Raw genomic sequence first — 11,376 nt, forward strand, 5'->3', positions numbered from 1 at the left:
ATCATATTATCATATTATCATATTATCATATTATCATATTATCATATTATCATATTATCATATTTCAATTATGGTGAGATTCTCTTTCAGAATGTCAATGGTGAACTCAACTAACTTAATATGGTAACCTTTCACATGGTAATGAAATTAAAAAACTATCCTCCAAAAAAATCCTTTATCAGTAAGTTCATTTTATACAAAAACAAGCGGTAAGCTGGGCATTTCCCCATCAACCGCTTGTTTTTTATTTTTCACAAATTCAGTTCAAACGCGACCCGATAAGCATCGTTTGGATCATGGTTCTTAATAATTCCCCGCTCAGTAAAGCCGGAACGCTTGCCAATCAACTGCATTCGCTGATTGGTTCGATGCGTATCAAAACGCAGGTTGTGAATTCCCTGCATCGTAGCGATGGTAATCAAATTCGAAATCAAGTACGAACCCAGGTGCATCCCTGCATAATGGCCATCAATTGCCATTCGATGCAGCGTCGCATACGGATGTCGATCATCGTGCCAACTTCCATCAATGTGTTGGTAGTAAACATCCGGCGCAGTTAGCAGTGAAGCCGTTCCAGCAACCTTGCCATCCACAATCAAAACGTAATTCACCCGGTTGTTAATATCAGTTTCAAAGGATTGATTCGAAGGGTAGCCCGCCTGCCACTGGGGATTGCCCTCCGCCCTCAATCTTTTTTTCGCAGCGTTAATAATCTTCATAATCTCCGGAATATCATGGATCATACCCCTTCTAACGTAAATCGCTGCCATTATTATCATCCTCCATCGGCAATTAATTTTACGATTATCTCGTTAAGCTGGTGATATCCAAAGCCCTAGCCAAAAAATAACGATTGCTAGGAGTTGAAACCCCATGGCGTAGCGATACCAACCAATCCTTTGCTGCTTAAGTGCGCCACCCAAGTTAATTAACATGAGGAGGACTGCAAGAATCTGGCTAACCGTAAAGCAAAGTCCCATTAAGTCGCTAAACGAGCCATCATTAACGACTAGGCTCATGCCAATGGCTGAAAAAACAATGAAGGCAGCACTGACCCAGTTCAAGATTCGCCAAAGTTTAGATTTAATGCCGTGATTAGATAGCGGATTGGTCCAGACGCTGTCTAATAGAGTGCTAAATCCAAAAATAAAACCGGATAGCACCAACAATATAATTATATCAGACAACGTAGTCGGCGGAATTTCCGGAATGTTTCCGTGGGTTAAACTACTTGGCAGCCCTAGTCGTGCAATTTTTACAATTAAAAAGCTTCCGAAAAAACAAATGATTCCATTGAATAAGTACTTGGCTATAACTTTTAAATTAGTGATCATCATTCAATCCTTTATGGTGTTTTTTATTATTGTATACCCATTTGACTAGATTAAAAATAGGTTTCAACCGATCTTTTTATGCAGTAGATCTATCTTTTATTCATTAGATCAACTAAAATATACATGAATAAAAGATTAATGAATATAGGAATGGTCAAATGATTAGATGGTACTTAGCTTCACAGAATCAAAGTTATAAATTTGAGTTTGATAACCGCATTTTATGGTCTCCCAAACGGAATAAAAACGGTAGTAAATCCTACTCATACGAATGCATGAAAAACATTAAAGCTGGCGACATAATTATAAACGTTCACCATCAACACATTATGGGAATTAGTGTTGCCCGTAGGGATGCTTACACCAAACCCAAGCCGGCAGAATTTCAAGATGCAGTTTGGGACGTCAGTGGTTGGCAAGTTGACTTAAAAATTAAACCCCTTAACATTCCGCTTGAACCAGAACGATCCTTTTTTGGTGATCCTAACAACCGAAAGGATAAAAACGATGCCTTTAATAAAAATGGTACGATCAACCAGGGATATCTATTTGAATTAAACCCAGTTGAAATTAACCACATTAAAGACATGCTTTTAGAACATTTATTAGCAATTAGAATTATCGATACAAATTAAAGGCGAAGGCCTAGTTAAATAGACATTCGCTTTTAAAATATTAAACGTTTAGCAGTTCCTTCATTTCTGCTTGTTCTTGCTTTGACTTTTCAATTTTAACCGTCTCCCGATACTCATCAGCTTCTGGATATTCATTAAAATCGACGGTAACATTGTCATATTGCTTCAATTCCTGTTCAATTTCAGCCAGCGTAATCTTGAAGAACTCCTTATGGTTATTAATTAGATTTACCCGTTGATCATTAAAGCGTTGGTGTAATTTATTTTCTAATTCAAAAGCATCAGAACTATAGATAAACGCGTGAACATCAAACTTGAATGGAACGGAAGCGCTACTAAGCTCCTTAACCCGTTCCTCCGGCTTCAGTCTCCTGGTAACCCCAATCTTAACAATGTTTTCACCGAACGAACCAATATTAGAAATAATGTAGACATACCCTGCCCGTGCATTATATACCCGGTCATTTAGGCTCTTAGTTTCAACATCCTTATCTTGAATTTGTTGCTTTAAGCTTTCAATTTCATTCTTCAACCCTTCATTTTCCTGTTCTTTTTGAAGACGCAGTTGAAGTTCTTGGATTGCCTTATTATAGTGGTCAACATCTTTTTGAATCTGTTTTTGTTGCTTCTCAGCCTCACGCTTGACAGCTGCATTTTCACGTTCGATTCTCCGTTGTTCCTGAAGCTCTTCTTTTTCATCTTGCTTTTTACATTCGTATTTAAAAGCAATCTCTAATTCTTGGTACTTCAAGTTTAAATAATTATCCTTAATGCTGATTTCGTTAACCGCATACATTTTATTTAATTGCTCAAAAGATTTTCCAATTCTAGCTTTAATTCGATCGTAATTAGAATAATTAGCCTTCTTAATTGCTTCAGTACACTCATTGTTAAAGCTCCGTAAAATCGCTTTAATTTGATTATTATTCATCTTCCGACCAAGCGATTTTTTATTATTAACCGTCCAGTTAGGATTATAATTAACGGCATCCTTACTTTTAATCAAAGCCTTTTGGTCCGCCCTGATTTCATCTAAGCGATCCTTATATTGCCAAGCGTGTTCAAATTCATAGTTAGGATTAAATAGTCCGTAGTCACTGATTTCAACCTGGGAACTTAAGTCCCCAACTTCAGCCCGGAGGTCTTCAAACCGTTGATTTTCTTCCTTAATTTTCCGAATTAAATATTTTAAATTTGATTTTCGTTTATTAATATCAGAATCTAAATCAGCAATTTGTTCTTTCAGCTTCTCTGCCTCACTTGCTAATTCCGCAACGCTCATTTGTTGAATTGATAATTTAACATCTAGTTGTCTCACCAGTTTTTCTTTTTGATTCGTTAAATCAGCAATTTTGCCATTTAAACCATCAATATTATTATTCAGACTCGCAATTTCCTGCTTAAACCGATTCACATGAATGGCATCATTTAACCAGGCAAATGCATTCCTCCAGATTGACATTAATTTTAAACCCCTTTTTGATAATCTTTTTTAATTTTAGCATATTAAAAAGTAAATCTAAAATTAATAAAAAAATGAAGTTACTAGATTGCGATTAGTAACTTCATTTTTAATTTATAATTCTGGTAGGTGATATTCATAACTATCATGCCATTCACCATCTAAAACCAATGTTGGAATGCCACGTACTCCGGCCTTCCGCAACTCTGCGGTGGTCTGTTCGATATCCGCCTTTGAATTATGCTGAGTAACGTTATAATTTTTCGTCAAATAATCAGGAACTTGGTCTTCAGAACAGCGTTTAAATTGATTCTGATTCCTAACTAGTTCTTTTACAAAGTTAAATGCTGCTTCGGGCTGGCTAAAATCAACATATTGATGTGCAATGTCACCGATTAGAAGGGCGGCTTTATCAACAGTCCAAAATTTAATGTGCAACCCTAGTTGTCCATCAGCAAGCGCGTTTTCAATGATTTTTGAATTCCGACTCCACCACTTTTTGCAATAACGACAACTGAGGTTCATCACAACCGTTAATTGGTGGGGCGCGTTACTAGCTCCTAAGTTCAAAGTATCATGATCATTCGTTAAAATTTCTGACATTTCCTGTTCCCCCTATTCTTCCGCAGTCGTAAACCTAGTGGTATGATGAGCTGGCTTTTCAATTTCATCAATGACTACCTTTGCCAAGGTTGAATAGGAAATTTGCGACTTTCCGGCTTGGTTCCGAAGGAGATGGTTATCCCCTAATTGATATTTAGTGACCGGGCCCTCGTAAACGTCCATTGGTGACGAGATTCCTAACCAATTTACATTTTTAATGTCACGTAAGAAGAGGTATTCATTTAGCTGTTCCTCAAAGATTGGAAGGTATGGCTTCACCATTGGCACCTTCCGCAGGTCTTGCATTACTAAGTGTTCAAACCCGTAACCAGTTAATAAACTACTGGCCCCTAGCATAAACACTAACTTGGGAGCATGCGTTTCCCGAAACATTGCAACTAACTTGGTGGCCAAGTCTACCTGCAAGTAAGCTTGCTCTGGCTTGGGGAGGTAGGCATCAACAATGACGTCGAACTGATCGAGTTGTTCCTTAATTAGCTCCATCGGATTCCCCGCAATTAACGGAGTCGTTTGACCAAATAACGAAATTGCTTTGTCTGCATCTTCATCAACGGCAGTCATTTGGTTGCCAGTCATTACCCCCTGGCGCATAATTGCATTTCCAGTTAGCGTTGTTGCACCTAATACAGCAATTTTCATTTTCATTTCTCCTCGCTCAAATAGTCTAGTTACTATTCTAATGGTATCAAGGCCGATGGCAATTAAAACGCTTTAAAATAATAAATAACAAATTAGTTATAATTTGTTATTTATTATATCTAATATCTAATATCTTATATCTAATATCTTATATCTAATATCTTATATCTAATATCTTATATCTAATATCTTATATCTAATATCTTATATCTAATATCTTATATCTAACCACTAAAAAGAACGGCTCCCTAATCGAGGCCGTTCTCCGCCAATGTATACCGGTTAACCAGCATGCAGTAATATTTTTATTTTTGTCCGCGTTCATACGAAGCATTATAAGGCTTGAAATCATGATCATGCAGTTGCTTAGCAGCATCACTTAGCCAATTGGTATTTCTAAGCAACGCCCGGCCTTCCAAGATTAAATCAGCCTGATGGTTTTGCAAAATGTACTCACATAACCCCGGATTGTCCAACAGGCCCACCGTAGAAACTGGGACTGAAACGGCTTGCTTCAATTCAGTAGCAAATGGGGTTTGGTAACCATCGTGAACTGGGAAATTGGGAGCAGCGTTAATTAATCCACCGGTTGAGACGTCAATTAAATCAACTCCGTCAGCCTCCAACCACTTTGCAACTTGTTTCCAATCGTCCAGCGAATTCTGCACCCCGGAATCATCATAGTCGGTTAGCGATAACCGAATCCAGAGCGAACCGTCGAAAACCGCCCGAACACTTGTAACCACTTCATGAACTAAGCGATAACGGTTTTCAAGTGAACCACCATATTGATCAGTCCGTTGGTTAGTAAGCGCCGATAGAAACTGGTCTAGCAAGTACCCATGGGCCCCGTGGATCTCAATCATGTCCACGCCAGCGCGCTTAGCCCGTTTAGCAGCACTTACGAAGGCATCCTTAACCGCTTGAATTTCAGATTCATTTAGTTCATGGGGCGTTGCGTAATCACTGCTAAATGGAATTGCACTGGGGGCTGAAACAATTTGTGCATTCTCAGCCTTTCTCCCTGCATGGTTCAACTGAACGCCGACCTTAGTGCCAAAGGAGTGGAGCATCGTAGTTAATTCAGTCAGCTTATCCGCCTGCTCATCGTTCCAAAGACCGAGGTCCCAATCTGAAATCCGGCCATCGGGTAGTACCGCAGTGGCTTCAGTTACTACCATCCCAACCTTAGCAAGGGCTCTAGCCCCATAGTGGGCAAAGTGAAACGGTTCTAAAACCCCGTCCTTCTTTTGAACTTCATACATGCACATTGGTGACATTACGACCCGATTATTAAGTTCTAGGTTCGCAATTTTTACTGGTGATAAAAGTAAGCTCATTTAAATCAGTCCTTTCATTTACTTACTAAAGTATAGCAAGATTCATAAAAGCATTCCATTATTTACAACTACAACTCAAAAAGCCAACCGAACGCTAAGTCGGCTGGCTCCCCTTTTAAATTATTCCTTCCAAAATGCCAATCCAGAAATTGAATTAACAATGTAGTAAATATACTTTCCAACGTTGGCAAAGTTGCCTTGAATTAAGGCTTTCATCAGTTGAACAACATTATACAGACTCCAAAATTGCCATTGAACCCTTAATTTTAAGGCGTTAAAAGCATTCGCAATTAAGGAAAGTGCAAATACCAACACGGTTGTATAGAATAACCAATCATGCTGTGTAAAGGCAATTGCATTCGTGTAGTAGCTAAAGAGAAACTCTGCAATCACCAAGCAGAATATTATAAGTAGCCCCTTGATTCCCCGTGGTGGCTTCCGAGCCTTATACCGATCAGAACTCATCCAGACTTTAATTGCCCAAGCCTGAATCACAAACGTTACTGGGTATGTAAAAATCGCACCCTTATTTCCCAAAAGGTAATCGATAGTCCCGCTCAAAATGACCCCGGCTAACCCAATCCAGTTCCCTAGATTATTCATCCGCGCAGTAAGCCGGTCTGAATAAAGGGATAGCACCGATGATCCAGCACTAATTAAGCCAAACGGGACTAACGCACTGATGCCACCCCAGTGGGTCACCTCGTCTAGGGTTTCAAATAAGTAACCAGAAAGAAAAGCACTGGCAACGACAATAAGCACCCCAACTAAGTCAAAGGCGCGTGATCTTGCAATCGCTCTTAACATTTTAAACATCTCCTGTTGTTTTTTTAGAGCCGTATTCGGAAGCAACGCTCTTGATGGCTATTATAACGCGCTTAATGCCGCATACAAAATTTTCAAAGCCCTTAATTGACGATCATCAAATTTATTGGTTAGATTAAAGTATCAAAATCAAAATGGAGCTGACTAGAATGAAATTACAGTTAAACATCCCTAAAACATTAATCCCTAAACTAGACGCGCCCCTCGCTGATATTCAAAGCGCCCCGCAAAATCAGCATCGTGAAATCGTTAGCATCACTGCCGATAACGTGGACGACGCTAACTACATTGCGTGTGAAATCATTCCAGATTTAATTTGGTTGAGTCCAACCTATGAATGTCATGATTTCTATACCATGTTAAACGTGAGTATGGACGAAACGATTGAAGATTGTGAAATCTACTTTCAAAGCGATGTTGAAGACTTCATTGATGGTGATAAAGATGAGCAGTTGTTCTATCACTATATGGACGAACGGGGATTGCTGGATGGTGATCTAACAGCATTCATTAATGAACAAATCATTCCACTTGGAGCGAGCATAAAATTTGTTGAATAAGCGGAAAGCAGCGTTCAACTAATCTACTTGAGCATCTGAATTAATTGCTTTTCAAACAACGGCGCCAGCAGGTGGTTTCCCTTAATCGTTGGGTGGAGTAAGTCGGAATTTAAATAGCCATTCTGTAAGTCAGTCATCTTACTATTTAATGATTCATCGTTATATAGATCCAAAATCCTAAATTTCCACTTCTTTTGTAGTTCGTATCCCGATTGGACTAACTTTGCGTACTCCGGATGACGCGGATTAACACAGGTATAGACCAGTACTGGACAATCCCAATGATCGTGGACATACCGGAAAATGGCTTCCATTGCCCCTAGCGTGGTTGCAGTGTTAAATGCGACAGTATCATAAGTCGCTGCAATCTGCCCTAACGGTTTATGTTGACTCCCGTCATTCGTTGATAACTGTAAAACAAATGCATCTAACGGTATTTGGGTGTCAATATTATTAATCAACCGATTTAAATATGTAGTTCTTGATGAACCGGCTAGTGTTGTGCCAGAAATGGCTTCTTTAACTGGTGAAATGCCATCGTTGCTAGCTAAAATATCGACAAACGAAACGTGATGTGACTTAAATCCCTTGGTTACCGATGAACCCAAAAATGCAATCCGCTTTCCATTTAAAATTGCAGCTCCAGGGGTTCGATCAAAGTGCATGGATTCATGATTGGCTAGTATTTTTTTGCGAGTAATGGGGTTACTACTAATTTGATCACTAATCAGACTCCAGATTCCACTTAACTGTGCATTCAAAATTAACCACTTCCTATTGTTAGCTGATTATACGCTTTCTAAACTTGAATTAAAAAGGGGCCGCTTAAAAATAGTTGGATTCAGAATGTTTACTAAGTAATTCACCACCTTATTGAAAACTTTGATTCAATTAATATATAATAAAAGCATAATTAGGCACTGGGGGGATTTTGCATGAAGGACATGCTCAAAATATTAAAGGAAGCCACGGACGCACTACAATATTTAAATTCAGAGGATGGTAAAAAGTTTGTAGCTGATCTCGATTTAAAATACTTAGCGGTTCTGAATCACCGCATCATAAAACTGGATGATGAAATGACCATTTCCAAGGTTGATATTGGCATCCAATTTGCTAATCGCGCGAGCATCGTTGACGTCCAACAGCTAACCCATGCCCAGGACGACATCTTAATGGCAATTGAGGACAAGGTCCATGTAAAACCACATAATTACAGTAACTACACCTTCCAAAAGATTTCCAATGATTTACTGGAAAGATTAGAGCATGCCATCAAGACGTTCCAAAAAATCGTTATGGCCGAAAGAACCACGGGGATTGGCGCTTACATGCCAACCTATAACGAAGAGGTGCTGATGGATCTAAAGGATTTGGCAAAGACGCTCGCCAGTCATCAAAAGCATTACTATTACTACTTCGAAACGTTTGAAAAGAAGATTGGATTTATTAAGAAGTCCGATTTACCAAATGATTTATAAAATACGAAAAAAGTCGTCCTCAGTTAAATTGAAGACGGCTTATTTTAATGGTTATCCAGTTTGGTAAATTCGGCATTAATTAATATCCTGCGAACTCAACGGGTCAACGTTTTTATGCTCTGCAATTGCCTGTTCATAATCTTCAATTTTCTCATTTAAGAGTTTCAGGTTTTTTTCAGCCGCTTTTAGTCGTTGAACCGCACGGGTTTGTTCCCCCTTAATGATGGAGAGTCTTTCATCCATGCTATCAATTCCGACCTTACATAAATCAACGTATTGCTTAATTTGCTTAATTGACATTCCAGAATTGCGCAACATATCACAGACCCGAAGCCAATCTAAAGACTGTTCGTCAAATACCCGTTCATTCTGATCATTGCGTTTTACGTTTGGAATAAACCCTAAATTAGTGTAATAACGGATCTCATGTTCTGACATTTGAAGCTCTTGTTCAACTTGTTCGATTGTTAACAATATAAATCACCTACCCTTAATTTAATAGCCATTTATTAAGTAATCTTACCATAATTGTAAATGCCATAGTATCAATCAGTCCAGGTAATCAATCGAGTGAACATCATCCATTTTCCCCATGTACTGACCATTAAACCAGAGTTCTAGTTTTCCGAATGAATTGGCACTGCCGCTTAAGTTCTTGACCTCGAATCTTAACTTACTATTGCCGGGCTTATATGGCTTAATAATGTATTTACCACCACCCAAGCGCTTATACTCAGGATAGGCCGTCCGCTGCGATTCTAATTTTTTACCAGCATCTTGTTTAACATATTTCTTATTTTTATTATAAAGCACCCGATTATAAACAATGTTACCATGGTCGCCCTTGGAACCAGTGCTCCCTTCAACAGTAAGCACATTGCGATAGTACGCATACTTAGAATTATGTAATTTAATGAATGGGGTCCGGTGGCTATCAACCTGATGCGTAATTACCTCGGGAATCCCCTTTTGCCAAGTTGCTGCATTGACAGTAATTGAAAAGCTAGTGAATAGCAACGCTGCACTAGTCCAAACCAACAATGATTTTTTAATATTTAACATATGATAGCTCCTCTATACAGTTTTAACTTTATTATATTCCCTCAGAATCGCAGCTTCAATTGTCAGGGGAATAAAAGAGGAAGTCCCCTACTTGTGGGAAGCTTCCTCTTCATGGTTAATCATTATTTTGTGGATTCAATGGATCAACATTCTCGTGGTTATGAATTGCCTGTTCGTAAACGTTGACCTTGGCATTCACGAACTGCAGATTTTGTTCAGCATCCTTGAGCCTTTGGATAGCTCGTTGCTGTTCATTTTTCATGATTGCATATCTCTCATCGACGCTTTCAATGCCCACCTTGCATAAATCAACATAGCGCTTGATTTGCTTAATCGACATTCCGGTACTCCGGAGCATTTTGCAGCCCCGCAGCCACTCCAAAGAACTCTCATCAAAGATGCGTTCATTTTGCGCGTTCCGTTTCACATTGGGGACTAACCCCAAATTAGTATAATAACGCACCGTATACTCTGAAATCTGTAGTTGTTGCGCAACCTTTTTAACCGTTAACAATGTTAACCCCCCACTTAATTTGAACTATTTTTCAGGGACTGAGTTCACAATCCATTCAACAATTTTCGGATCATGGAGGTCCATGAATGAACTTTCGTTGGTATCTAATGCTTCAATTGACCTCATATCATCGGCAGTAAGCTCGAAGTCCCAAATATCAATGTTTTCCCTCATCCGTTCAATACTAGTCGACTTCGGAATAATGATAATGTCCTTTTGGACCAGGAAGCGCAAGGCCACTTGAGAAGCAGTTTTACCATGCTTTTCACCAATTTCATTTAAAACTGGATTATTGAAAATATCATGCTTCCCGTTCGCAAATGGACCCCATGATTCTAGCTTAGTCCCGTACTTCTTAGTATACTCTTGCATCTCATTTTGTTGGAAGAAAACGTGGGTTTCCATTTGATCCACTGCGGGTTTGATGCGCGCAAAGTGTTGAATATCAATGTAACGGTCACTGTTGTAGTTCGAAATCCCAATCGCCCGAATTTTGCCCTCGTCGTACAGTGATTCTAGTGCCCGGTAGGAATCGTATGAATCCCCAAATGGTTGGTGCAAGAGCACTAAATCAATGTAGTCGGTCCGCAAGTTCTTCATCGATGCTTCCAATGAAGCGCGGGTCTTGTCATAGCCAAATTCAGTGATCCAGACCTTAGTGGTGATGAAGACATCCTTCCGGTCAACGTCGCTTTCCTCGATGGCAGCGCCAACCGCGTCTTCATTATTGTATTGTTGGGCAGTATCAATCGCCCGATAGCCAACTGATAAGGCATCCTTAACGGCTTGCTTACAGTTGTCAAAGCCTTCAATCCGATAAACTCCGAAGCCTTCTGCTGGCATTTCGACACCGTTGTTCAATTTAACGTTAGGTACATTAGTCATGTAAAAAACTCCTTT

15 protein-coding genes are annotated in these 11,376 nt (G+C 39.3%); 3 read left to right on the forward strand and 12 right to left on the reverse strand.

The genetic code is table 11. From position 1 onward, the window contains the following. Window positions 1-251: 251 nt before the first annotated feature. Together HZL42_RS06840 and HZL42_RS06845 are read right to left on the reverse strand one after the other, a co-directional pair. Window positions 252-770, reverse strand: coding sequence for a GNAT family N-acetyltransferase (locus HZL42_RS06840; RefSeq protein ID WP_219282909.1), 519 nt, complete (start codon window positions 768-770; stop codon window positions 252-254). 42 nt (window positions 771-812) lie between these two features. Then, window positions 813-1,334 carry a hypothetical protein gene (locus HZL42_RS06845; protein WP_219282910.1) on the reverse strand — a complete coding sequence of 174 codons (522 nt, stop codon included), beginning with the start codon at window positions 1,332-1,334 and terminating at the stop codon, window positions 813-815. A 275-nt stretch (window positions 1,335-1,609) separates the two neighbouring features. On the opposite strand from HZL42_RS06845, the gene HZL42_RS06850 reads away from it, so the two are divergent. Continuing rightward, entirely contained in the window at window positions 1,610-1,969 is a 360-nt protein-coding gene (locus HZL42_RS06850; RefSeq protein WP_219282911.1) for a hypothetical protein, read from the forward strand. Between the two features lie 40 nt (window positions 1,970-2,009). On the opposite strand, the gene HZL42_RS06855 is transcribed toward HZL42_RS06850, so the two are convergent. The 5 genes from HZL42_RS06855 to HZL42_RS06875 form a co-directional block, all read right to left on the reverse strand. Then, the gene (locus HZL42_RS06855) at window positions 2,010-3,431 is read right to left on the reverse strand and encodes a DUF4041 domain-containing protein (protein ID WP_219282912.1); all 1,422 of its coding nucleotides are present in this window, start codon (window positions 3,429-3,431) and stop codon (window positions 2,010-2,012) included. 114 nt (window positions 3,432-3,545) lie between these two features. Then, the gene (locus tag HZL42_RS06860) at window positions 3,546-4,034 is read right to left on the reverse strand and encodes a thioredoxin domain-containing protein (RefSeq protein ID WP_219282913.1); all 489 of its coding nucleotides are present in this window, start codon (window positions 4,032-4,034) and stop codon (window positions 3,546-3,548) included. A 12-nt stretch (window positions 4,035-4,046) separates the two neighbouring features. After that, window positions 4,047-4,694 carry an NAD(P)-dependent oxidoreductase gene (locus tag HZL42_RS06865; RefSeq protein ID WP_219282914.1) on the reverse strand — a complete coding sequence of 216 codons (648 nt, stop codon included), beginning with the start codon at window positions 4,692-4,694 and terminating at the stop codon, window positions 4,047-4,049. A 305-nt stretch (window positions 4,695-4,999) separates the two neighbouring features. Continuing rightward, the gene (locus HZL42_RS06870; protein WP_219282915.1) at window positions 5,000-6,034 is read right to left on the reverse strand and encodes an NADH:flavin oxidoreductase/NADH oxidase; all 1,035 of its coding nucleotides are present in this window, start codon (window positions 6,032-6,034) and stop codon (window positions 5,000-5,002) included. 120 nt (window positions 6,035-6,154) lie between these two features. Then, window positions 6,155-6,850 carry a nicotinamide mononucleotide transporter gene (locus HZL42_RS06875; protein WP_219282916.1) on the reverse strand — a complete coding sequence of 232 codons (696 nt, stop codon included), beginning with the start codon at window positions 6,848-6,850 and terminating at the stop codon, window positions 6,155-6,157. A 158-nt stretch (window positions 6,851-7,008) separates the two neighbouring features. Between HZL42_RS06875 and HZL42_RS06880 the strand changes: the two genes are divergently transcribed. Continuing rightward, complete coding sequence (locus tag HZL42_RS06880; RefSeq protein ID WP_219282917.1) at window positions 7,009-7,419, forward strand: hypothetical protein; 411 nt, start codon at window positions 7,009-7,011, stop codon at window positions 7,417-7,419. Between the two features lie 23 nt (window positions 7,420-7,442). On the opposite strand, the gene HZL42_RS06885 is transcribed toward HZL42_RS06880, so the two are convergent. Further along, entirely contained in the window at window positions 7,443-8,180 is a 738-nt protein-coding gene (locus tag HZL42_RS06885) for an SGNH/GDSL hydrolase family protein (RefSeq protein WP_219282918.1), read from the reverse strand. A gap of 174 nt (window positions 8,181-8,354) precedes the next feature. Between HZL42_RS06885 and HZL42_RS06890 the strand changes: the two genes are divergently transcribed. Continuing rightward, the gene (locus HZL42_RS06890; protein WP_219282919.1) at window positions 8,355-8,900 is read left to right on the forward strand and encodes a hypothetical protein; all 546 of its coding nucleotides are present in this window, start codon (window positions 8,355-8,357) and stop codon (window positions 8,898-8,900) included. Window positions 8,901-8,975: 75 nt separating this feature from the next. Here HZL42_RS06890 and HZL42_RS06895 read toward each other — a convergent pair whose 3' ends face one another. From HZL42_RS06895 to HZL42_RS06910, 4 genes are all read right to left on the reverse strand, one after another. Further along, window positions 8,976-9,374, reverse strand: coding sequence for a MerR family transcriptional regulator (locus tag HZL42_RS06895; protein WP_219282920.1), 399 nt, complete (start codon window positions 9,372-9,374; stop codon window positions 8,976-8,978). Between the two features lie 75 nt (window positions 9,375-9,449). Further along, window positions 9,450-9,962, reverse strand: a complete 513-nt coding sequence (locus HZL42_RS06900) for a hypothetical protein (RefSeq protein ID WP_219282921.1) — start codon at window positions 9,960-9,962, stop codon at window positions 9,450-9,452. Between the two features lie 115 nt (window positions 9,963-10,077). After that, the gene (locus HZL42_RS06905; protein ID WP_219282922.1) at window positions 10,078-10,476 is read right to left on the reverse strand and encodes a MerR family transcriptional regulator; all 399 of its coding nucleotides are present in this window, start codon (window positions 10,474-10,476) and stop codon (window positions 10,078-10,080) included. Window positions 10,477-10,500: 24 nt separating this feature from the next. Further along, the gene (locus HZL42_RS06910) at window positions 10,501-11,361 is read right to left on the reverse strand and encodes an aldo/keto reductase (RefSeq protein WP_219282923.1); all 861 of its coding nucleotides are present in this window, start codon (window positions 11,359-11,361) and stop codon (window positions 10,501-10,503) included. Window positions 11,362-11,376 lie beyond the last annotated feature (15 nt).

Source organism: Lactobacillus sp. Sy-1 (genome assembly GCF_019303535.1).
Lineage (GTDB): Bacteria > Bacillota > Bacilli > Lactobacillales > Lactobacillaceae > Nicoliella.